The organism is Bacillus sp. FDAARGOS_1420 (assembly GCF_019344915.1).
GTDB classification, from domain to species: domain Bacteria; phylum Bacillota; class Bacilli; order Bacillales; family Bacillaceae_G; genus Bacillus_A; species Bacillus_A mycoides.
The window spans coordinates 949455-973450 of sequence record NZ_JAHWJB010000002.1 but is presented as its reverse complement, the minus strand read 5'-3'; the positions used below and the strand labels follow the sequence as shown (position 1 = coordinate 973450).

The window sequence follows — 23996 nt, the reverse complement described above, 5'->3', positions numbered from 1 at the left end:
CTCCTTAACAATCTCTTACGCTGCTTTTGTTTGTTTGACCGTTTCTACATATTGTTTTGCTTTCTCATCATCGAATTCGCCTTCCCACTTCGACATAACAATGGCAGCTAATGCATTTCCTAATACATTGACAGCTGAGCGAATCATATCTAAAATGCGGTCAATTCCCGCAATTAATGCGATGCCTTCTAGCGGTAAGCCCATTGATCCTAACGTCGCTAATACAACAACGAATGATGCACCCGGAACTCCCGCCATACCTTTGGATGTTAACATGAGAACGAATAATAGCATTATTTGCTCCGTCAGTGACATGTGTACACCGTACATTTGTGCAACAAACAATGCCGCTAACGCTTGATAAATAGCCGATCCAGTCAAGTTAAATGTATAACCTGTCGGAATTACGAAAGAGGCAACTGCCTTTGGACAACCGAACTCTTCCATTTTTCTCATTATATTAGGTAAAACAGCTTCTGAACTTGCTGTCGTAAATGAAAGAATAAGTTCTTCTTTTAAAATTTTCATTAATGTAAAAATGTTTACTCCAACCATTCGTGCATTAATACCTAATACAATCACAACGAATAGTATAACAGTTACGTATACAGCTAGCACTAGTTTTCCTAAAGGAAGTAGTGTTGCTACACCAAATTTCGCAACCGTAACAGCAATTAATGCGAACACACCAAATGGTGCGAATTTCATCACTTGATTTGTAACCCAAAACATCGCTTCGAGTACACCTTCAAAAAAGTTAAAAACAGGCTTTCCCTTTTCACCGATTGCTGCAACTCCTAAACCGAATAGTACTGAGAAGAATATAATCGGTAATAAGTCACCTTGTGTAATAGACTCAAATATATTTTTCGGTACAATATGAACAATCGTTTCTGCAAAGCCTTTCTTCTCTGTTGCATCTGCTGTTTGTTTATAAGAAGAAATATCACTTTGCTGTAAATTACTCATATCAACGCCAGTACCTGGTTGGAATATATTCGCTGCAAGTAATCCCATTAAAATAGCAATCGTCGTAATAATTTCGAAATAAAGAATTGTCTTACCGCCCAGTTTCCCAAGCTTTTTCATATCGCCTACACCAGCTACCGCAACAATTAATGCTGAAATAACAATTGGTACTACAATCATCTTAATTAAGTGAATAAATATATCCCCAATTGGTGTGATATAAGAAATCGCCGTTTTATTGCCATAAAAGACTGCCCCTACTACAATCCCTAAAACAAGCGCGACAAAAATTTGTGTTGCCAATCCGAATTTTTTCATTTATGTTCATCCCCTTCATGCGAACGCTTTCAATTTGAATTTATAAAAGCTACTCACACATCATATAATCGAACCTACAAAATCATACAAAAACCTACAAGTTCGTCACAAAAAATTCAAATTTATTTCTTATAATATTCATTGACACTTTTTTATAAAAAAGAAATAAAATAACCTTGATAAAACATCAGATTATTTCGTATAATCTAAAAGATATACGTATTCTAAATAAATGGGGATGAAAAGGAGTGGATGTTATGAAAAATCACGTGAAGAAGTTCATCATATCTATTTCTTTTCTATTTCATTTTCTTACGAAGGAACAAAGGCATTCGCCTTTGTTCCTTTTTTATTGCAATCTATATAGGGGGAATTGTTATGAAACCATATAAACGCGTCTTAATTAAACTAAGTGGCGGCGCACTTGCTGATCAATCTGGAAATAGCTTTAACTCCAAACGATTAGAACATATCGCGAACGAAATAATATCCATTATTGACCTAGATATCGAAGTATCCATTGTCATCGGCGGCGGTAACATTTTCAGAGGTCATCTAGCTGAAGAATGGGGAATTGATCGTGTAGAAGCTGATAATATCGGTACGCTAGGTACGATTATTAACAGCTTAATGCTTCGCGGCGTTTTAACAAGTAAAACAGATAGAGAAGTACGCGTTATGACTTCCATCCCTTTTAATGCAGTAGCTGAACCATATATTCGCCTACGTGCAGTACATCATTTAGATAATGGTTATGTTGTCATATTCGGTGGTGGTAACGGGCAACCATTCGTTACAACAGATTACCAAAGTGTACAAAGAGCCATTGAAATGAATAGCGACGCCATTTTAGTCGCAAAACAAGGAGTAGACGGTGTCTTTACAAGTGATCCGAAACATAACAAATCAGCGAAAATGTACAGTAAACTGAACTATAACGATATTGTTAGGCAAAACATACAAGTAATGGATCAAGCCGCTTTATTACTTGCTCGAGATTATAATTTACCGGCACACGTCTTTAACTTTGATGAGCCTGGCGTTATGAAAAGAATTTGTTTAGGTGAACATGTTGGGACGTTGATTAATGATGATGTTTCGATGCTTGTGCATGAAAAATAATTTTCTCGTTACAAAAAGAACTTTTATAGGCCCCTCCTTTCGCGAAGTGCTTTGAGTCACTATTATGTTGATAAAACACACTTAAATAAAGTGAAACTTTAATCAGTGGAGGCTTTGTCCATCCCCACTGATTATTAGCCTAGACCAATCGGGCTTTTACGAGCAGTTGATCTCCCACCTAACTTCTTTGGTTCAGCCGAATTTTGTGGTGGGAATTTTACTGCTCGTTAATGCTGGATTAGTAGTCCCCTACTTTGTATAACAAGGGGACTTAAGTTTTTATCGTAAACTTATCAGGGCCATTTATAATTTTAGAATTTATTTACATGAGCTCTTCTGAATCCCACACTTCAATAAATTCAAAACCTTTTAAATCACTTTGTTCAATAAGAACCTTCAATTCATCTGAAATAAAAACAGCCGTGGGATGAATTTTCCCATTTATATAAACCTTAAAAATCATTTCATTTTGAACAGTATTATTATCAAATGCAAATTTTTCGCATCCTATTATTAAACCTGTAATCAGTTTTTTTAAAGTTGCTTTATCACTATCAATCGCATCTAGTACATTCAATACATGAACTAAATAATATATCTCACTATTTGAGTTACGTATAAGGGGTAAGAATTCCACATCAGCACCTACTATAGATTCTAATAATTCCTTTGCCTTTTCACTGACCATTAGGGCACCAATTTCTCCCCAGAAATGTGGAAAGTCACTGGCCTTTCCTTCCTCTAAACATTCAACAGGTAACTTTCTCCATGAATCTACTAGTTTTATTATAGAGTTAAACTTCCCTTCAAAAAAATTTTTATCCTCTTTAAAATTTAATAATTGAAAAGACTCATAGTTATCTAACCCACTCTTTAACTCCCATATTTTCATACTTATTCTCCTTAACTATTTCTTTTATCTTCTAAAGTAAATAGATTATTACGTAACAAAAAATCGTTTACTTCTATTTACTTTGTAATCCTAAAATATATATTGAATATTAATTACCATCCCTTTCTACACTTATTCATAATAAAAAGCTTATACAAATGCATAAGCTTTTTATTTTTTACTCTCTTAGATATGGGGTTCCATCAATAATCTAATTAAATTAGATTTCTTTACGCATCCTTTACTGAATCCCACACTTCAATAAATTCAAAACCTTTTAAATCACTTTGTTCAATTAAAACCTTCAATTCATCCGAAATAAAAACAGCCGTAGGATGAATTTTTCCATTTATGTAAACCTTAAATATCATTTCATTTTGAACTATATTAAAATCAAATGCGAACTTTTCACAACCTACTATAAGGCCTGTAATCAGTTTTTTAAAGATTGCTTTATCTCCATCAATCGCATCTAGTACATTCAACACATGGACCAAGTAATATACCTCACTAGTTGAATTGCGTAAAATTGGTAAGAATTCAACATTATCGCCTATTAAAGGTTCAAGTACTTGCTTGGCTTTTTCACTAATCATTGGTGCACCAGTTCCTCCCCAAAATTTAGGGAAATCACTATAATTATCTCCTTCAATACACTCTATATATATATTGCCCCATGAATTTGCTAAATGAGTTATCGAATTTATTTTTCCATCAATATATTTTTTGTGGTCTTCTTCAAAATTTAATAACTGGAAAGACTCATAGTTATTAAACTTACTTTTTAATTGCCAAATCTTCATATTTTCCCTCCTACATGCTCTGTTACTTACTCAAGTTTCATTACTTTGGTTGATTTAGTTTTATACTGCCATCTAATAATCCTTCTCTGATTGTCTGGAGTGCTGCAACAGCATCAGCTTGAGTACCACCAAACTCTTTAATCTCTGTCAGTGTATCATATACTAATTCTATATACTCTGGTCCATGATTACCTATATGCATTGCCTCCGTAGTTACATATTTACTATCTATTGCTCGATATCCAGGTAAAAATACTCCGTTAACAGCAGAGTTAGGGTCTATTTCAAACTCTTTCATTAATTTTTGTATTTCCACAGCCCTACCATCGTTCCACGGTACAATATGATGTGCTGCATTATGGTATGGAGGCGGATCAATCCCAGCGTCTTTTAGTTCTTCACGTAACACTCGGGATGCCGTATAAGAATCAGGATATTCCTTTTCTACAGTTACCCTATCAAGTACTTTATCTGCATAATCCTTAATTACCTCTTGTACATCCTTAACTCTACTTTTTCTACCAGTCGTAGAAAACATAAATGTTTCACGAGCTTTTTGTAAAACTTCAAAAGTTTTTATTTGATTGCTTCCAAATCCACTTGCACCTGCAAATGCCAACCGATCCGTCAGTGGCAATTCATTTGCGAAAGAAGACATTCCTGTAGAGAATTTTGCACCTTTTGCTAATGTAGTGACTTTACTTATCCCCTTATCACCAATAAGTCCAAGTCCAATTTGTGTAAAAGCATAACTTCCCCACTTAGCACGACTTTCAGCGTCTCCATTTATTACATCATTAATAAACGAATCTGACAATGTGTTCCACATAGCAGGTAAGGTTTCATCTAAATGAGTAACAACGTACCCCATGTTCTCCCACGTTTCCCATTTACCAAGTGCCACAACACCATCTATTGTATCTTCAACAGCTTGACCCGTACCTTCTAAAATACCATCTATAATTTTTTCGGATGTAGATTTTTCGGGAGGTTTCTTGCACACCGCTCCCTCTTCCATTGATCTCTCCTTTAAAAGATTATCAACTTGACGTTTTCTTTCATCAGCAATTTCTTGAATCGAAACGGTCCAATCCATATTTAATCCTTGTGTACTAAACGTACCACTTACAGGACTAAATCCTTTCCCGCTTTGAACTTCAGCAAGGCCGGCAGTAATGCTAGCCACTAGTTGAAGAGCTGTGTTGTAGTTATTACTAGACGTATAGTTAAATTCATATAGATGTTCTAATTTTTCTTGCAGTTTTTTTCTCATCTCCACTAAAACAATAACCATAGCATCTATTCCAGGCAATACTGTAGCAATACTAATAGCTTCTATACTTGCGACCATTCGATTAATTTCTTGAATTTGCTCTCTTATTTCTTGTTCGATGACATCTGTGGAAGCAACTTGTGATTGAAAATCGCTTGGGAATGCATCATTTTGACGAATTAATTCTTCACATAAATAAATGATACCTTGCGCTAAAGGACGAAAGGTTTGAACAAAAAACATTTTTGCACTACTATATGTTTGTCCTTGCAAAACCGTATCAGTTGCAAAAGCATCAATTGATTGAATCGTTTGTTCCATACCTTGAATGGTAGCAACACATACAGCATTCATGCTCTGAGCCTGATTTTGCACTTCCCCTACATACATATTTAAACTCATGCTTCGTCCTCCCCTTTTAATTGTTGCCGCTGATAGGTAAGGTTGTTTTCTAAATCACTAAGATCGCGTCTTTCTTTAAATAATTTTTCTTTTTGATTTTCCAATTCAAATATTAATTTGCGCTCAATATGTTGCGATTCTTGAAGCTTATTTATAAAAAAATTAGAAACTTCTTTATCACCATGCCATGTTTCTAAAACTCTATTAAATAAACGGTTATTTCGACTTCTCAATTCATAAAAGTCCATTTCTGTTTGTCTCTGGATTTGAATCGTAGCTTGATTTCGATCTTGTTTCTCGAATACTATCCGTAATTCTTGATTTAATTGATCTACTTGCTTTTCAATGTCTTGACTCATCTTATTTTCCCTACCCTTCTCCCTTTACCGTAGGTTGCCGCATTAGCGAAATGTCTTTTGTAGTTCGTTATCCATTCTTTCAAAATCCTTAGCTGCTAAATGAATATTATCAACTGCTTGTTGAAAGGCCCCACAAAATTGTCTAGTCAAATCTAGCATTTGTTGATTCGCTTCTTGCGCCTGGGCATTTACAGATAGTGTAGTACGGCTCGCCTTTGTTATAGAACGATTTGTCGCACTTTGAATTGTATCCGATGCATTTTTCATTTGTGTAGCAATTTGTGTAGCCGTTTGAAAATTACTTTGAAAGTTCCCCATCATTTAAACCCCTTCTAGTTTCAAAATTATTAATAAAATTATATCACGTTAATCATTTTGATTTACCGGAAATTTCAGTTATAAAACTACAGTTTTTTTAAGCATTCAACTAGAACTCACTTAGAACCCTTAATCAAAATAGAGACATTAGCTTAACTTTATTTTAACTACATATTGAATTTTTTACCGAAGCGCAAATGAAGACGGAGGGGCACCCGCCAGACCAGACTATTTTTTAACTACCAATAATAAATTATAAAATAAGAAAGAACCTTCTGTTTTTGAAGGTTCTTTCTTACTTCTCAACTTTTTGAATAAACAATACAGCTTTCTATTTACTATATTCTACATTTCCAGTATTCCAGTTAAATCATCACAAATAAAAATCAACCAATCCCGCAAATTTCTCCTTACAACGCTCCCAAAAAGATAACTTCTCAAAAAACTCTTTCGTCATTTCTTTCGAGTCATGAAAATCTTCTGTTAACGCCTCATTCACTTGCGCTATGATAGGTCCACCATGAATATACAAATTCATCTCATCATTTATATAGAAACTTCGTGCAGTTATGTTCGTTGTACCGATAACAGTTAGTTCATTATCAATCAGCATTAACTTTCCATGAAACATCCCTTTTTTATAACCATATACCGTAATCCCGTTATTAACAGCTTGACGAATATAAGGATACGCTGCCTCTTTAATAAGAGGAATATCTGGTTTATATGACCATAGTATTTTTACTGTAACACCACGTTTTTGCGCTCCAATTAAAGCATTCATTAATTCTTTATTTTTCGCTATAAAATAAGGTGTTGTAATTACAATTGAATGTTTCGCTTGTTTTATTAACCTTATATATTTTTCAGCGACATGATGTCCATTGTAGCTAACCATCGTATGTAATGTATTCCCTTTACTCGCTTTATTCGTACTTCTTTTTATATGTTCTTTCGTATCTCGTTTCCAATCTAAAGCGAATTGCTCTTCCAAATCTTTTGCTCCTTCTCCTCTAAGCCGCACATGATAGTCACGCCAATCTCCAAATCGCTTATCTTTCCCTAAGTACTCATCCCCCATATTAAAGCCACCCGTATAGCCAATCTCCCCATCAATCGTCGTAATACGACGATGATTACGATGGTGAAGTGAATAAAATCCGAATGGCAATTCAGGTTTTCTACTATATGTAAAATGTACACCACTTTCCCGCAATTCATTTTTCATCTTTCTTTCAAATGATAAATCATTAATGCGATCAACTGATAAATAGACGTTTACTCCTTCTTTCGCCTTCTCCTTTAATAAGTTTAAAAAAGTATGGCTACTTTTATCATCCGATAAAATATAAAAATAAGTGTAAATAGATTGCTTTGCTTCACTTATATCAGTAAATAACTGTTTATAAAACGACTTCCCTTCTACATATAATTGAAAGTCACTATAATGAGGTGCATACTCTGTCGGCATATTTTTCCCGGCTTCCATTTTCCTTCCGAGCGTAACGTCAATATGCATCCAAATTAAAATAACAACGAAAATAGCAATAATAATAGAAGTGACTCGCAATATTTTTTTAATCATTTTGATTTCCTTCCACTCATATTACTTACTATTTCGTAGTGTTTCATTAAAATAAATTTTCATTCAAAATGCATTTCCTACTTTTTGGATGTTACAAAGTTAAAGGAGAGCAGAATATGAAAATAAGAAAAACTCCTATTATTTTTATCCCAGGTCTTTTCGGTTCAATGAGTAATATTATTATTCCTGGTACCGGTAATTGGAACTTTGGGCTTTCTTCGTTTATTTATGAACCACTCATTATAATGTTAGAAAGTATCGGCTATGAACGAAATAAAAACTTGTTTATCTGTTTTTATGACTGGCGTCAGCGTATTGCTTTTTCCACTCAAAAATATTTATTAAAAACAATTGCCTATGTTAAAAAATTTACAGGGTGCGACAAACTAAATTTAGTTTGTCATAGTATGGGTGGACTTCTTGCACGTTCTTACGTTCAAAGTGAAGAATATGAAAATGATGTGGAGCAACTTATTATACTCTGTACACCAAACGCTGGATCTCCCCCCAATTATAGTTATTGGACTGGAGGTGCTCTCCCAGTACATACATCTTCTAAAATAAATATCGTTCATTTTTATATGGAACAGTACATTCACTACGTAAGCACCTTACACAAAATGAATAAAGTTGAAGCGATACACCGTTACTTTCCAGGATTACAAGATGTTATTCCTTGTAAAGATTACGGAAATTATTTATTTATAAGATCCGGCTCTGCTATTACATTTCTTCCTTATAGTAAGATGAAAACGAAAAATCCATTCCTCGATACATTAAATGCAAATAGATTTATTATAGAGAAAAGAAATATTGAAACTACACTCATTGCAGGAGATGGAGTAGAAACGATTCAATATCTACAAGTCGTCCCTTCACATTCAAAACTGGAATGGACAGACGGAAAAGTCGTCGGTGATATACTTACAAAATATGGTGATGGTAACGCTGTTCTGCATAGCGTTTTTCTTCTAGAGGGAAATAAATATGTTGTGCATGCTTCACATAACGAAGTGCTCTACAAAAGCATTCCTATATTACAAAAGATACTTTAAATTACGAATACAAAAAAGGTGTGGCATTGCGCCACACCTTTTCATTAAATGAAGTTCCTTGCATCATTATTTCTTCCAAACTTATAAATCGCAATTAAGAAGAACGCTATCGCAAAGGCGAATAAGATTAGAATATTTAAATACAACTCTGAAAACGGAATTCCTTGCTGCAACTTCGAAATCGTGTCCATTAGCCAGCGTTGCGGTAAAAAATCAGCTATTTTTTGTACTGTTTTCGGCATAATATCATATGGAAAATAACATCCCGCTAATAAACATGTCGGTACAATAACAACATTTTGCATCGCATTTGAAGCAGTTGAACTTTTTGAAAAAGACACAATGACTAATGATAAACCAATTGCGATTAAAGCAAATATCATGAGTACACCAATCATAACTGTGAAAGGCATATTTATATTCGTATGAAAAACATTCGTCATAAATAATACTGCAATTACAATTTGTAATGTTAATATAATCATATTCACCGCGACATTAGATAATATAAATTTCTTTCCATCTATCGGCGTCGATAATAACCTAAAATACGTTCTGTTCTCTTTTTCTTTTAATATAAATCCTGATAAGTTCATCGCTGAAAATAGCATAAACATAATAAGATAACCAATCGTTTGATTTGTCATATCCTTATTTTTCGAAGTATCTTCAAGTGTCTCAGCCTTTACTTTAAATGAACTTTTTTGATAACCAGCGTACATACTATTAAACGTACTTTGATCGGCCCCTGCCACTTTACTAATCGCAGCGATGTTATCAACATAGTTATATAAATACGATTTTATAAATCCTGTTACTTGATCGCCTTTAATCGATGAAATCTCAATATGACTCGGTTTCCCTTCTCGAACACTTTCAGAAAAACCAGACTGTAATGTAATAACACCATCAAGTTTTTTTGAAGTGAGTTTATCTTCCACTTCAGATTCCTTAATTTTACTAACATTTACATGATTGAGTCCTTCTAAAAATTTCACTGTATCATTTGCGATAGGTTGATTTTCTTTATTTATAACCCCAATATTTAACGTTCCTTGCCCTACATTCCCATATATCGAAAAGGAAATGAGCGTTCCTATTATCGGCAAGCTAATAATAATGAGTAACCCCTTTTTATTTTTCAGAAGCACAGATAACGTTTTTTGTATGAGCCATAAAATATCTTTCATACTATAGCCCCTCCCGTCTACGTAATGCAATAATTGCAATTAATAAAAAGATTGCTGAAATCCCAAGATTTAAAAATATTACCGGCAGTGCCGCTCCTACATCATTTGCATAAATAATTTTCATAATAGCTGTGTTTGCCCACGTTAATGGTGATAAATTCGTAACGGAATTTTCTTCCACTACGAAATAAGCACCACCAAAAATAGACGCTAATTGCACAACAACCATAATAATCGCTCTAGATGCCTCACCTGTTTTTGTAATATATCCGATTCCTAAACCAAAGCTAATTGCTAAAAAGACTTCTGTTAGTAAAATAATAAATATGATTCCAAGATGGTCGCCCCAATTCGCTTGAAAAACAAATTTACTAAATAAAACGACAAGTAATAGACAAAGTGCATTCGCTACGAGACTACCGAGCACTTTCCCAATGAAAATTTCAGCCTTACTTATAGGTGCTGCAATTAAGCGATCTCCTGTTTTACGTATTCGTTCTCCTCGAATTAAAAAACTCGCCCCCATTGCAGCGTACAGTGCAATCATCGTCGTCATTACAACCGCATAGTAATCCATAGAACCTGGTTTTTTAGCAGCTTGTAAAGATGTTTCTTTAATATAATCATTATGATTTCCGTTTGAAATAACTGCGCTAACCTTACTCGGATCTACTTTTGCAACTTCGGCCACTACGTTGTACTTATCAACAAATGTTGTAAGCTTGCCTTCCACAATACTTCCCTCAATACTACTTTTGTCACTTCCGTAAAATTTTGCACCATCTTTATTTAACTCTACATAAGCAGCATATTTATTTTGCTTCACTTCTTCTTTCCCATCTATACCTTCGGAAACTTTTTTAAAATGAATACCTGATTTATCGACTTCTTTCGTAAACGCTTCAAACGATTGAGAAAACGTGCTACTCGCTTCATCTTTATATAGCACTTGTATATCCTTAATCGCTTGACTATCGCTATTAACTGCGTTACTTAACGCAGTTCCTAATACAAGCATAAGCACAATCGGAAATGCTAACATGAAAACTAAAGTTCTTACGTCCCTGAAATCTCTTTTAATGTGCATCACTGCAATGTTAAAGATGTTCAATTGATGAACCTCCCTTTACCTTTTCTTCATTTACCTTTTATTTATCTCGTAAGTTTCTCCCAGTCAACGTAAGGAATACCGTTTCTAAATTCGGAGCCTGCTCCTCTAACGAACGAATTTCAATGTCATGATTAATGAAATGCTGAATAATTTTATTTAAATTATTTAATCCTGCATCCGAGTTTACCTTGATTACGTTCTCTTCAATTTGAACAGCTTTCACACCATTTATCTCTTTTAAATTTTCTACATCTAAATTTTCTACTGACTTTACTTCAATCCAAATATCTTTCGTATCTGTAATAATCGCTTTTAACTGTTCTTTCGTTCCTTCTGCAATTACTTTACCGTGATCGACAATTGCTATTTTCGTACAAATCTCTTCTACTTCTTCCATGTAGTGACTCGTATAAATAATCGTACTTCCCATTTCATTTAATTTTCGGACAGACTGAAGAATGTAGTTCCTTGACTGCGGATCAATTCCAACTGTCGGTTCATCCATAATAATTAACTTCGGTCTATGAGCGATTGCACAAGCGATATTCAGTCTTCGTTTCATCCCGCCAGAAAAGTTTTTCGGATAACTTTTATGTTTATCACTAAGGCCTACAAATTGAAGTGCTTCCTCTACTCTCGCTTTTAGCTCGGCTCCTCGTAATCCATACAATCCAGCAAAGAATTTCACATTTTCATAGGCAGTTAACTCTTCATAAATCGCAATATCTTGCGGAACGATACCAATATTCATTTTCGCAAATCGATTATGTTTCTTTATATTTTTTCCTAGTATGCTAATTTCACCTTCATTACTTCTTAACAAACCAGCAATCATATTAATCGTTGTACTCTTACCAGCACCATTCGAACCTAAAAAGCCAAATATTTCTCCTTCTTTAATAGATAAAGACATATTATCTACCGCGATGAAATCACCAAATTTTTTCGTTAAATTTTTAATTTCCAATGTGTTCATCATTTCACCCCTATTTCGGTTTCTCTGCTTTTATCCCGCATCAACGGTCAGTAAGACTCCCACCTCAAAATTCAGCTGGTGCAATGAAGTTAGGTGGGAGATCAACTGCCCGTAAAAATGCCCGATTGGTTCAACTAACAATCAGCAGGGAAAAACACCCCCCACTGATTGAAGTTTCACTTTATTATAAACAAAAAGAATGAACCTGCTCAGTGCAGAAGTTCACTCTTTTCACATGAGATTATTCACTTTTTTCATATGAGATGATTCATCCTCGTCTCATCCTCTTATATCGGCAATAACATTGTTACTGAAAAACCACTTGTTCCATCTACAATAATTTTTCCGTTTACTGATGCTGTTCGCTCCTCCATCCCCATAATACCGAGGCCTTTCTTAACAAGAGCTGCACCTTTACCATTATCCTTCACTTGTACTTTCACCATCTTGTTCAGTACATGAATATCTATTGAAATGACTGTCGCATCAGCATATTTCATCGCGTTTGTTAGTGCCTCCATAACATTTTCACCAATAATCTTCCACTGAATTGGTGAAATCATATCTAAGTTCCCTTTATATACGAATGGAATATTTATATCATGCTTACCAGCAAATTCCTCTATGAATAATTTCATACGATGAATACCAATTTGCTCAGTTGGTGGCTTCATATTTTTTAATGTAATCCGAATGCTTTCAATTCCATCTTTTGAAATATGAATGGCATTTTGTAATAATTCCGCAGATTTTTCTTTATCTATTTCCATTAATCTCTTTGCTGCTTCCATTTGAATTAGTGCACCTGTCATTGAGTGACCAATTTTATCATGAATTTCTTGAGATAGTCGATTTCTTTCCTCTAATTTAAATGTGTATTCAGATTGCCTTATGTAATCTTTATTTTCATTTAAGCTTTTCGTAAGTCTTTGTATGTCTTTTCTCATTTTATCATTTTGCATTTCTAGTTTTAATAATCGTGCTATATAGCGATGAGCTATCGTTAAGGAAAAAAAACAAAATGCACTAATAAGTCCATACGTCATTTGAATACCTTCACCTATAAAAATAATAGGAAGAATCATAATGAAAAAGATTAACCATTTCTTTTTTATGTAATAATTTGCAATTTCATATAAGTTCAAAGGTAAAAATAAAATAAAAAACGGATGAACCTTCCATGTAAATAACATAACTACGCCAATTGACACACAAGTTAATATGTTTTTGTACGTATCTTTTTTAAATATAGAGATCAACACATTGACAGAAAGATATAAAAGCAAAGTAAATATAATCCACGGTAAGTTCGTAACATTTAAATGAATGTAGCTAAACACTATATATAAAAAGACAATAAGTTTACTTACAGTTAACCAAAATTCCATAACATTAATCTACTTTCCCTGTTAAGTAATAAATCGCAATTTGTGTGCGATGTTCTAGTCCAGTTTTCCCTAAAACTGATGTAATATAATTTGCAATCGTTCCTTCAGATATGAAAAGTTGCTTCGAAATTTCTTTATTTGAGAAACCTTTCGCAATTAATGCGATAATACTAAGCTCTCTTTCTGTGAAAAGGCTCTTATCAATTTTAGATTCTTCCTCTTTACTTTCCATTAAATTAGACTTAATTTTATCAAGCACTACATCTTGCATAACAGTTTGACCGTTATAAACTCCTTTTATCGCATCACGAATACGCTCCGGATCATTATTTTTTAATAAATAACCTTTCGCTCCGTTTTTTACTGCGTCCAAAATATATTCATCATCATCAAATGTCGTTAAAATGAGAGGCTTCGTTTTTGTCTCTTCACAAATTAACTTCGTCGCCTCTACCCCGTTCATGTTTGGCATACGAACATCTAAAAGCGCAATATCAACTTCATATTTTTTACAATACGCTACAGCTTCTTTTCCATCATTTACGGTATCTAATACTTCAAACTCTTCATATGTATTTAAAATAATTTTCATGCCTTCTCTTATAAAAGAATTATCATCGGCTATTAATATTTTAATTTTCATGTTTGTTAGTATGGACCTTATCCTACTAACATTCACATCCTTTCTCCATGTAGCATTTCCTCTTTGCTCATTATATACTTCTCTTTACCATTTTTTCACACCTTTTTCATATAGCCCTCCTGCTAAAAATATATTATTCTTTTTTTATAACATGTGTAGGGTGACTTATCATTTCTTACGTCTATATAATAGAATGCGTCAAAAAGGAGGGAGAGACCGATTGAGGAAAAACAATTAGTTGCAAAAGCACAACAAGGAAGCGAACATGCTTTTCGTATCCTTGTACAAACATATCGTCATTATATTTTTCAAGTTATCTTTTCTATTTTAAGACATGAAGAAGATGCTAAAGATGTTACACAAGAAGTATTCGTAAAAATTCACGCCTCTCTCCCAAATTATCAATTTCGCGGATTAAAAACGTGGATGGCACGTATTGCCACCAATCACGCTATTGATTATAAGAGAAAAAAAGCTAGAGAAAACGAAGAACTCTCTTTATGTAAAGAAACTGCGGAAAATATAAAATCCTCTCATAATATTGAGGCTTTATTATTGACGAAAGAGCAAAAATTACTCATTGCTCAAAAACTGAGAGAACTTCCCGACAATTACCGTGACGTCGTTCTCGCACATTACTTAGAAGAAAAAAGTTATCAAGAAATTGCTTTGCAAGAAAATATTGAAGTGAAAACAGTCGAAATGAAACTGTATCGGGCAAGAAAATGGATTAAAAAACATTGGAAGGAGGAAGAGTTTCTATGATGCATTATTCAAAAGAAGATTGGCGCAATTATACATTAGATGTTATATCAAACAATGAACGTGAATCTATGGAAGAACATCTTTATGAATGTGATCATTGTTTAGCACTTTATATGGAAAGTATTGATGAACAACATGAAAACCTTCCAATGATAAATGATGATTCATTTACGAACGAAGTTATGACGCAAATTAATTTTGAAACACTACAATCTAATGAAAATATAAAAACAAACTCACTAAAGCGCACAATTATTCACTACATAATTGCGACTGCGGCTACAATTATTTTTATGGTAAGTGGTTTATTCCAGTATATTTTCACAGCGACATCAAATTTCGAGAAATCTTCAAAACATAACGAGTCTTCTATCTCACAACAAATTGTAAACAAATCGGTAGACACATCAAAAAAGGACGGAGGTTCAAAGCATGAATAAAAATCCCTTTTTAGCACTTGTGTTAGGGCTAATTCCTGGGCTTGGACATTTATATTTAAAGAAATTTGGACGATTTATTTTATATAGCGGCGGGGCTTTATTTCTATTTATCTTTGCAGCATTTTGTACAATAGCATTAGGAGCGCGTGATATTGCTTTTCTTTCTCTATTTTTACTAGTCGTGTTATGGGCGATCAATTTATTAGACTTAGTTATCACTATTATTAATCAATCGAAAAAACAAGCAGCCGGAGAATTTATAGAGTCCTCTAAAGAAAGCGAACGATTTTATATCATTCTTCTATCAATCATTCCTGGGCTTGGTCATTTTCAATTAGGACTTATGCAACGCGGACTTACATTTTTAGTCGCTTGCACAGGAATCGGAAGTATGATTATATTCGTTGCACTCTTAACATCTCAAGGAAGTTTCCTTATCTTTCTTATTACATTACCTGTTTTATGGATTTATAATTTCTTCGATGTTGTTCAACAACTACAGAAAAAAGAACGCGGCGAGCAATTAGTGGATCGTACTATTTTTGAAGAATTTGAAGAGCACCGAGAACAAGGAAAGAAAAATAAAACATTCGCTTCCATTTTAGCAATGTTTCCTGGAGCAGGACATATGTATTTAGGCTTACAGCGCCGTGGCCTTCAGCTTATGGCAGCCTTTTTACTATCTATTTATTTGCTCGACTTATTAAGACTTTCTGCGTTTTTATTTTTAGTACCAATCATTTGGTTCTATAGCTTTTTTGATGCGTTACAGCAAACTGCAAAATACGGAAAAGAACGTGTAAATGACGAACCTATCATTGACTATTTTATCAATCATCAAAGATGGATCGGTATTGGGTTAATTACACTCGGTGGTTATTATTTATTAGATCAAACAGTCCTTCCTATTTTGAATGACTATTTTGCAACTATATTTAATATTCATCTTAGCGAACTATATTATCGCTATTTCCAAACATCTATCGTTGCTCTCCTTTTAATTGGTGGCGGCTTTAAATTGTTACTTGGAAATAAAGAAAACAAAGGTGGTACAAACGAATGAGAACATGGCGCGTTGGAACATTCTCAATGGGGCTCTCCATTATTACATTAGGTTTCTTTTTACTATTTTCAGTCGTAAAAGGAGTTCAAGCATTAGATACATTAACAGCCTGGTGGCCTGTTTTACTTATCATACTTGGCGCTGAAATTTTACTATACCTTCTATTTTCTAAGAAGGAACATTCATTTATTAAATATGATATTTTTAGTATTTTCTTTATCGGAGTTTTAGGAAGTGTTGGAATTGCTTTTTACTGCTTATTATCAACTGGATTGCTAGAAGAAGTTCGTCATTCTATTAACACAACTAGACAAACGAGTAATATTCCAGACGGACAACTTGATATACCTGAATCTATCAAAAAAATCGTAGTGGATGCGGGGCATCACCCTCTAACGATAGAGGGTGATAATACAAATCAAATTCATCTTTTTGGAACATATGAAATGACGACAAAAACAAATGAAAAACCTAATTTAAAAAGAGATGATTTCCTTTCAGTTCAAACGGCTGGAGAAACGATGTATATAACGTTAAAACCATTACCGGTTCAGCATACGTTTTTTAACTTCGCACCACAGGTGAAACAAACACTCGTTCTTCCGCAAAATAAAAATGTAGAGATCCGCGCTTCGAATAACGAACTATCTCTTTATCCAGGTCAATTACAAAATAATTGGTTTGTACAAAACAGTTCAAACGTATCTGTTCATTTAACTAAAGAAAGTGATGTTTCTTTAACAGCCGTAACAAATCAAAAAGAAACTCACGGAAACACACCTTGGGAACAAGTAGAAGATTTAGCGAAAAAAGAAAATAATTCTTCAGAAGAAAATCCAGAATTAAATGGGCAAGAACATTGGTATAAAAACTCGATAAAAACAGGAAATGGAACGTACAAATTAAATATTGAGAAAGCTTATAATTTAAATATGAGCGTTATCGAAAAATAAGAAACCTTCCACAATTGTGGAAGGTTTTTCTCATATAATCGCTTTTATTCCTTCTAAAATTAATCCAATCATAAAACCACAAACAGCCCCGTTCACACGAATCCACTGCAAATCTTTACCGACATTATTTTCAATCATTTCGATTAATGTTTTATCATCTAACTTATCAAGGTTTTCTTGCACAAGCTTTCCAATTTTCGAATGATTCTTTTCAACAATAGTAACAACTTGTTTTTGTAACCAATCTTCTATTTTTTGAACAGTCAATTCGTCTTCTTTTATTTTATTCATTTGTGTTTGTAAGAATGGAACAACATATTTATCAGCAAATTCTTCATTCTTCACAAAAGTAACTGCCCTACTCTGTACTTGCTCTAGCATTTCTTTTATTTTGTCTGTAGCATCCCAATTTGCAATCCATTTTTCTTTCCAATTCTCTAATTCCTGTAATAAAGATTCATTTTCTTTTACATTTATAATCTCTTGACGAATTTTCGCTAATATAAGTTGTCTTGTGCTATTATCTGCATCTTGTAAGCTGTTAATATTGCTAATGATAAACTTCTGCAAAATGCCGCCGATTTTATCCTCATCAACAATATTCATAAACGATTTCAAAGTAAACTGTAGGAATCCATCTACTTTTATGTTTTCCATCGCCTTCATGCCTAAGCTTCCGAGCTGATAACGTGCTTCATCTTGAGCTGTCCAATCTTTCACTTTTACTAATATGTAATCAAGTGTTTTTTCATCATATTCTTGCACTACTAATTGATCCACGAGAACTTGTAATATGTTACTTGTGTTAATTGTATGCAAATACGTTTTTAATTCTTTTTCAATAATAACTGCTAATTTTTCCGTATCTATTTGAAGAATCGCTTTCTCAGCAATTGTTACAATTCCTTTTTTCACAGCGTCAGACTGTAACTCTTTCTCAGCAATTTGCAGTACCATTTGTGCTAGCTGCATTTCTTTTACTTTACTTGTAATACTTTCTTTCGTCAGCCATTCATTTTCTAACGTAGAAACGAGTCCCTTTGTTACCCGTTTCCGATTTTTAGGTAATAATGCTGTATGTGGAATTGGAATTCCCAACGGATGACGGAATAAAGCTGTAACCGCAAACCAATCCGCAAGTCCACCAACTAACCCAGCTTCAAATCCCCCTTGTATAATCTCCCCAGCTACCGTTCCTTGAAAAGGGATTGAAGCCGCAAAACCTACGCCCATAACCCCAAGCGAAATACCCGCTATATATTTAGTCTGTAATGACATCGTATACACATCCTCTTATTATGTAAAATAAAGCTGTTTTGTTATATTTAATCGATATGAATAATCCTTTATAACTATACTATAAAGAACTAATGTGAAAATAACAAAGATTTTTATGTACATGAAAAAATGAGGCTTTAAATCGCCTCATTCTTCCTTACTCTGCTTTCGTTAATTCCGAACCTTTTTTATAATAACCACTCATCACGTCTTCCGGAACCATACTCCCACCAGTTCCCCACACAATATGAGTACCTTTCTTCACCTTCTCTGTTAACTGTTGTTTTTGTAAATACTCATTTTCAGCTTTACATACATTCAACGGCCCTATCATACCCGCTAATGCAGAAGGCTCTAAATAAATATTTTCAGTATCAGCCAGTTCTTTTAATAATCTATATAACTCCTCATCACTTACTGTGTAATTTCCACTCAAAAATGGTTCCATCGTTTTACCGACAAATCCAGATGGTCTTCCTACTGCAAGCCCATCCGCATCAGTTACATTGTCAATCCCGATATCTTGAACGGCAATTTTATCGTGAAGCCCTGTCATTAAACCGAGTAACATACACGGAGAGTGCGTAGGCTCCGCAAAGAAACAGTGCACATTGTCTTTGTACAATAACTTTAAACCAAATGCTACTCCGCCAGGTCCGCCACCTACCCCGCACGGAAGATAAACGAATAAAGGGTGCTCTTCATCTACTACAATTTCTAACTCTTCTAATTGTTTTTGTAAACGTGACGCTGCTACTGCGTATCCTAAAAATAAATCATGTGAGTTTTCATCATCAACAAAATAACAGCTAGGATCTGCATCTGCTTGCAGTCTTCCTTCTTCTACTGCTTTACTATAATCAGCTTCATATTCAATAACGTTTACACCTTTACTTCTTAATAAATCTTTTTTCCATTGTTTTGCGTCTGCTGACATATGGACTGTCACATTGAAACCTAATTTCGCACTCATAATACCGATGCTAAGCCCTAAATTTCCAGTAGAACCTACTGCAATTGAATGCTTCGCAAAAAAACCTCTAAATCTATCATTATCTAAAATTGAATAATCATCTTTCTCTGTTAACATTCCATGCTGAAGTGCCAGTCGCTCTGCATGTTTCAGCACTTCGTATATTCCGCCTCTAGCTTTTATTGATCCTGATATCGGAAGCCCACTATCACATTTTAATAGTAATTCCCCTAAAATAGGTTGCCCATAACTTTTCTCTAAAGATTGTTTCATAGAAGAGATTTTCACTAAAGGTGATTCTATAATACCGCCTGTTTCTTTCGTTTCAGGAAATACTTTCGCAATATATGGTGCAAAACGCTTTAATCTCTCTTCCGCTTCTTTTACATGTTCTTCATTAAGTGGCGAATTTTTTATTGCTGTTTCATACTTTTCCATATTCGGGTTTATCCAAAATACTTCTTCTGTTGCGATTAAGTTATTTACTAGTGGATATTGCTCTTTTAATGCCTCTATCTCCTTCATTCCTCTTCCTCCTCATATCCTTGTAGCTAGCCATATAATAAATTATAATTAAATTAATTTTAATATAGTTTAACATAAATAATTCATTTTAGTTAATTTCAATTTAATTTATTTAAATATAATTTAATAATTATTAAGGAGCATTTATTATGGAAAATATAGATATTGGTAAAAAGATTGAAAAACAAAGAAAAGAAAAAGGATTAACTAGTAAAGAATTAGCAAAGATGGCCGAAATCACACCATCAATGCTTAGTCAAATTGAACGTGGTTCTGCTAACCCTTCTATTCAAACATTAAAGGTACTTGCAAAAGCTCTTGATGTTCCAACATTTAGTTTTTTACTTGAAGAAAATAATACAGACGATTTAATTGTACGTTCTCATAAAAGAAAAAAAATGATTATCGATAATTTATCATATGAATTGTTATCACCTGATTTCACAGGAAATTTAGCAACAGCAATTATGACTATCCCACCAAATACTGCTTCATCAGAAAATGTTCTAGAGCATAAAGGTGAAGAATTAGCATTTGTATTAGACGGAAAAATCACATTGCACTTAAATGAAGAAGAATACACATTAGAAACTGGTGATAGCGTAAAAATACCAGCTTATTTAAAACATAAATGGGTAAATCAATTCGAGAAAAATGCGATTGTTTTATTTTCTGTTACTCCGCCGATTTTTTAATTCATATGATGATACAAAAATAGCCATGCTCTCCGTGCATGGCTACTTTTATTTTTTTGGTACTAACAAAATCCCTAAACTAATAACAAAAAAACTGAGTATTTGCTGTATTGAAAGACCAAATAGAACTGAATTTTGTTCACTAATAAGTGAAATAATGATATGAGCAATTCCCTCGCAAATTAGAAAAAAGCTTATATTCTTTCCATTCCCTACTCTTTCATTTTTAATCCATAACGAGCCAATTATACCGAGTGCGAGTATAATCTCATACATGAAAATAGGATGATACAAAAATTTTGATTCATATATTTTCATCCCCCACGGCAGTGTCGTTTGTGCACCTACTTCTTGATGGAATATAAAATAAAAGATTATACTCACGCAAAATCCAAAAGGTAATGTATCAAGTAAAATCCGAAGAGAAAATTGCTCTTTTTTACTTTTCCAAACAATATATATACTCGCAATTACGCATCCTACTATAATATGTTGCATACTCCCTACAGCTAATAATGCTTGCAACGGCGATCCAAAAGCCCATACTGGATTTAATATTGCCGGTGCAAATTTCCATACTAATACAATGATGAGAAAGCCATTCGTTACTGCATCCATCATTTTTTCATATTGAATATTTTGCTTTTTCATCCTTAGTTTCATTAGAGTAAATCCAAATAAACTTCCTATTATAAGAGAAACGGGTTGTAACCTCACCATCCACTCCATCACTATGAAATCCCCTCTTAATTCTCAATTATTTTCTTAAACTTCTCTTCTAATTGATCTGGAGGTAATACACCTCGTGCATGATCTACAATAATTCCATCTTTATTAACAAAAAATGTCGTTGGTAAAGAAAATACTTTATAATCTATTCCAGCTACTCCGTCCATATCTAATAGAACAGGAAATTTAAATCCGTGACGATCTGCAAATGCGCTCGCTTCTTGTACTGGATCCCCGATTGTTGCATTTACCGCAAAGATTTCAACATCCTCCTTATATTTATCATACAAACGAACTAGATCAGGAGCCTCCATTTCACATGGACCACACCATGATGCCCAAAAATTAATAACATATGGTTTTCCCTTTGCATCATTTAACGAATAAAGCTTCCCATCTAATCCTTTTAATGTTATGTTCGGCGCTTTAAATCCCACTTGTGGTAATACTTCCTTCTCTTGTAACTCCGCTTGTTTCGCTTTTCTTTCTTTTTCTTCTTTCTTAGTATTATAAAAGTTAACTCCGGCCCAAATTAGTGCCCCAGCTAGTATAATAGCAATTAGTTTCTTCACTTTTCTTCCTCCTCATTTCTAAAATCCCGTAAATCCGCCGAATAGACGAATAAAGAACGCTGTAATTTTCGTCATTTGATTTGTATATAATAAAACCCCTGTTAAAATCATCATTCCACCGCCGATTTTCATCATGACATTGGCATAAGTAACAATCCATCTTACCTTTCCAATAAAAAATGCCATCACGAAAAACGGAACTGCAAAGCCAAGAGTATATGCCGTAATATAAAGAAGCGCACTTTCAGGATTGGTCGCCCCGAGCATAAGCACTGCAGAAAATATCGGACCAACACACGGTGTCCATCCTGCTGCATATGTCATGCCGACCAAAATTGAGCGAATATATCCTGTCGATTTACTTCTATACTGCACTTTTTTCTCTGCCATAAGCCACTTAGGCTGAAACAATCCAGTCATAAATAACCCCATCAAAACAATAAAAACCCCACCAATTTGCTGAATCAATCTTTGATTAGATGAAAAAGTAATCCCAATCCAACTCACCGATAAACCTAACGCATAAAATATAACCGAGAAACCGATCATAAAAAATACTGTATGTATAATCGCTGACTTTTGCATAATCCCACGATTTTCTTTTAAATCTTGAATAGACACACCTGTAATATATGATAAATAAGATGGATATAGCGGTAAAGAGCATGGTGATATAAATGAAAGTATCCCAGCCCCTACTACTAGCCAAATTGTTAAATCCGCCGCATTCATTTTATCCCTCCTAAACACACTACAATGCGTAGTGTTAATTATTAAAAAAAGAGGCTATATGCACTCTCCGACAATAAGTACAATCGACATACAAAATAGCCCTAACGTTACATATACTGAATTTGTATGTAATGGCATATTCAGCTTAACAACTTTCTCATTCAACACTTGCTCAATTCGTAAATTAATTGCGGTTTTCGCAAACGACGCTGTAATACATTGATTTTCCATCGTCTTTATTTTAATTAACTTTAATAATGCACTACCTAGCTCAAATGAAGATTTCATTTTTTGCATCGCATATTTATCTGCTGATAGCTCTTGATATACATGATAACGCTGCAACATCCCTTTTAATATAGGAATATACATCATTCCCTCAGCTAACAATGTAAAGAAAAATAACTTTAATGGATCTCGATTTTTTTGATGATATTCCTCATGTAATACAATCGCATCAATTTCTTCCTCAGAAAATGCCTGAAACATTCCTTCTGAAATGACAATTTTCGGTCGAAATAATCCAATTGTAAATGCCGTAATCTGTAACGTTGATAATACGTACACTTGCTTTCCTTTTCTAGTAATAGACACGAGATTTCTTTTCAATCTTTTACTATAAAAAAATTGCTTCCAAATTCTTTTACTCATAATGATTACAGTAAATAACAGTAATCCGGCTATCATTATACGAAGTATTGATAGTTCCCTCATATGTTTTTGTAATTCAAATAAACAAAATTGAGAAAGGAAAAATGCTTTATTTTGAAAAAGAAATGGGTATGTAACGTAGTATACTAACATGCTTAAAAAAAGCACACTAATAGTCACTGCTAACAAAACGATTTTACGCATTTGCCACTTCAT

Annotated in this window: 25 protein-coding genes; 7 read left to right on the top strand and 18 right to left on the bottom strand. The window is 33.8% G+C overall.

Annotation, left to right across the window (positions count from 1 at the left end; genetic code table 11):
• Positions 1–15: 15 nt before the first annotated feature.
• The gene (locus I6L50_RS15400) at positions 16–1287 is read right to left on the bottom strand and encodes a cation:dicarboxylate symporter family transporter (RefSeq protein ID WP_219301965.1); all 1272 of its coding nucleotides are present in this window, start codon (positions 1285–1287) and stop codon (positions 16–18) included.
• Between the two features lie 378 nt (positions 1288–1665).
• Here I6L50_RS15400 and pyrH point away from each other — a divergent pair, with 378 nt between their 5' ends.
• A complete protein-coding gene (gene pyrH / locus I6L50_RS15395; RefSeq protein ID WP_219301964.1) occupies positions 1666–2409 on the top strand; it encodes a UMP kinase in 744 nt (247 codons plus the stop codon).
• A 322-nt stretch (positions 2410–2731) separates the two neighbouring features.
• On the opposite strand, the gene I6L50_RS15390 is transcribed toward pyrH, so the two are convergent.
• From I6L50_RS15390 to I6L50_RS15365, 6 genes are all read right to left on the bottom strand, one after another.
• Positions 2732–3301: an imm11 family protein gene (locus I6L50_RS15390; RefSeq protein WP_219301963.1), complete on the bottom strand. Its 570-nt coding sequence runs from the start codon at positions 3299–3301 to the stop codon at positions 2732–2734.
• A 230-nt stretch (positions 3302–3531) separates the two neighbouring features.
• Positions 3532–4104: an imm11 family protein gene (locus tag I6L50_RS15385; RefSeq protein ID WP_219301962.1), complete on the bottom strand. Its 573-nt coding sequence runs from the start codon at positions 4102–4104 to the stop codon at positions 3532–3534.
• A 40-nt stretch (positions 4105–4144) separates the two neighbouring features.
• On the bottom strand, positions 4145–5779 hold the full coding sequence (locus I6L50_RS15380) for an AHH domain-containing protein (RefSeq protein ID WP_219301961.1): 1635 nt from the start codon (positions 5777–5779) through the stop codon (positions 4145–4147).
• Positions 5776–6138: a DUF3958 family protein gene (locus tag I6L50_RS15375; protein WP_219301960.1), complete on the bottom strand. Its 363-nt coding sequence runs from the start codon at positions 6136–6138 to the stop codon at positions 5776–5778. The genes I6L50_RS15380 and I6L50_RS15375 overlap by 4 nt, the downstream gene beginning before the upstream one ends.
• 42 nt (positions 6139–6180) lie before the next feature.
• Positions 6181–6459, bottom strand: coding sequence for a TIGR04197 family type VII secretion effector (locus tag I6L50_RS15370; RefSeq protein ID WP_219301959.1), 279 nt, complete (start codon positions 6457–6459; stop codon positions 6181–6183).
• Between the two features lie 370 nt (positions 6460–6829).
• On the bottom strand, positions 6830–8041 hold the full coding sequence (locus tag I6L50_RS15365; RefSeq protein WP_219301958.1) for a phospholipase D-like domain-containing protein: 1212 nt from the start codon (positions 8039–8041) through the stop codon (positions 6830–6832).
• Between the two features lie 116 nt (positions 8042–8157).
• Here I6L50_RS15365 and I6L50_RS15360 point away from each other — a divergent pair, with 116 nt between their 5' ends.
• Positions 8158–9096, top strand: coding sequence for an esterase/lipase family protein (locus tag I6L50_RS15360; RefSeq protein ID WP_219301957.1), 939 nt, complete (start codon positions 8158–8160; stop codon positions 9094–9096).
• 44 nt (positions 9097–9140) lie between these two features.
• Here the strand turns inward: I6L50_RS15360 and I6L50_RS15355 are convergent, their stop codons facing one another.
• From I6L50_RS15355 to I6L50_RS15335, 5 genes are all read right to left on the bottom strand, one after another.
• Complete coding sequence (locus tag I6L50_RS15355; protein ID WP_113938075.1) at positions 9141–10286, bottom strand: ABC transporter permease; 1146 nt, start codon at positions 10284–10286, stop codon at positions 9141–9143.
• Between the two features lies 1 nt (position 10287).
• Complete coding sequence (locus tag I6L50_RS15350; protein WP_219301956.1) at positions 10288–11397, bottom strand: ABC transporter permease; 1110 nt, start codon at positions 11395–11397, stop codon at positions 10288–10290.
• 37 nt (positions 11398–11434) lie between these two features.
• Positions 11435–12373 (bottom strand): ABC transporter ATP-binding protein, encoded by a 939-nt coding sequence (locus I6L50_RS15345; protein WP_002086377.1) that lies wholly within the window; start codon positions 12371–12373, stop codon positions 11435–11437.
• A 287-nt stretch (positions 12374–12660) separates the two neighbouring features.
• Positions 12661–13761, bottom strand: coding sequence for a sensor histidine kinase (locus tag I6L50_RS15340; RefSeq protein ID WP_219301955.1), 1101 nt, complete (start codon positions 13759–13761; stop codon positions 12661–12663).
• A 4-nt stretch (positions 13762–13765) separates the two neighbouring features.
• Positions 13766–14404, bottom strand: coding sequence for a response regulator transcription factor (locus I6L50_RS15335; protein ID WP_002012250.1), 639 nt, complete (start codon positions 14402–14404; stop codon positions 13766–13768).
• 219 nt (positions 14405–14623) lie between these two features.
• On the opposite strand from I6L50_RS15335, the gene I6L50_RS15330 reads away from it, so the two are divergent.
• Genes I6L50_RS15330 through exsE form a run of 4 tightly spaced genes read left to right on the top strand, consistent with a single transcriptional unit; the run spans position 14624 to position 17625 of the window.
• Positions 14624–15169 carry an RNA polymerase sigma factor gene (locus I6L50_RS15330; protein WP_307897080.1) on the top strand — a complete coding sequence of 182 codons (546 nt, stop codon included), beginning with the start codon at positions 14624–14626 and terminating at the stop codon, positions 15167–15169.
• Positions 15166–15609, top strand: coding sequence for a hypothetical protein (locus I6L50_RS15325; protein ID WP_002086380.1), 444 nt, complete (start codon positions 15166–15168; stop codon positions 15607–15609). The genes I6L50_RS15330 and I6L50_RS15325 overlap by 4 nt, the downstream gene beginning before the upstream one ends.
• Positions 15602–16672, top strand: coding sequence for a hypothetical protein (locus I6L50_RS15320; RefSeq protein WP_219301954.1), 1071 nt, complete (start codon positions 15602–15604; stop codon positions 16670–16672). The genes I6L50_RS15325 and I6L50_RS15320 overlap by 8 nt, the downstream gene beginning before the upstream one ends.
• Positions 16669–17625, top strand: coding sequence for an exosporium protein ExsE (gene exsE / locus I6L50_RS15315; protein ID WP_219301953.1), 957 nt, complete (start codon positions 16669–16671; stop codon positions 17623–17625). The genes I6L50_RS15320 and exsE overlap by 4 nt, the downstream gene beginning before the upstream one ends.
• A gap of 30 nt (positions 17626–17655) precedes the next feature.
• On the opposite strand, the gene I6L50_RS15310 is transcribed toward exsE, so the two are convergent.
• Positions 17656–18903, bottom strand: coding sequence for a DUF445 domain-containing protein (locus tag I6L50_RS15310; RefSeq protein ID WP_219301952.1), 1248 nt, complete (start codon positions 18901–18903; stop codon positions 17656–17658).
• 157 nt (positions 18904–19060) lie between these two features.
• Positions 19061–20401 (bottom strand): D-serine ammonia-lyase, encoded by a 1341-nt coding sequence (locus I6L50_RS15305; protein WP_219301951.1) that lies wholly within the window; start codon positions 20399–20401, stop codon positions 19061–19063.
• A 149-nt stretch (positions 20402–20550) separates the two neighbouring features.
• On the opposite strand from I6L50_RS15305, the gene I6L50_RS15300 reads away from it, so the two are divergent.
• Positions 20551–21096 carry a helix-turn-helix domain-containing protein gene (locus I6L50_RS15300; RefSeq protein WP_002012259.1) on the top strand — a complete coding sequence of 182 codons (546 nt, stop codon included), beginning with the start codon at positions 20551–20553 and terminating at the stop codon, positions 21094–21096.
• A gap of 48 nt (positions 21097–21144) precedes the next feature.
• Here I6L50_RS15300 and I6L50_RS15295 read toward each other — a convergent pair whose 3' ends face one another.
• Genes I6L50_RS15295 through I6L50_RS15280 form a run of 4 tightly spaced genes read right to left on the bottom strand, consistent with a single transcriptional unit; the run spans position 21145 to position 23996 of the window.
• On the bottom strand, positions 21145–21828 hold the full coding sequence (locus tag I6L50_RS15295) for a prolipoprotein diacylglyceryl transferase family protein (RefSeq protein WP_219301950.1): 684 nt from the start codon (positions 21826–21828) through the stop codon (positions 21145–21147).
• 14 nt (positions 21829–21842) lie between these two features.
• Complete coding sequence (locus tag I6L50_RS15290; protein ID WP_002031090.1) at positions 21843–22397, bottom strand: TlpA family protein disulfide reductase; 555 nt, start codon at positions 22395–22397, stop codon at positions 21843–21845.
• Positions 22398–22415: 18 nt separating this feature from the next.
• Positions 22416–23129 (bottom strand): cytochrome c-type biogenesis protein CcdA, encoded by a 714-nt coding sequence (gene ccdA / locus I6L50_RS15285; protein ID WP_002012263.1) that lies wholly within the window; start codon positions 23127–23129, stop codon positions 22416–22418.
• A 54-nt stretch (positions 23130–23183) separates the two neighbouring features.
• Positions 23184–23996, bottom strand: coding sequence for a M56 family metallopeptidase (locus I6L50_RS15280; protein ID WP_002012264.1), 813 nt, complete (start codon positions 23994–23996; stop codon positions 23184–23186).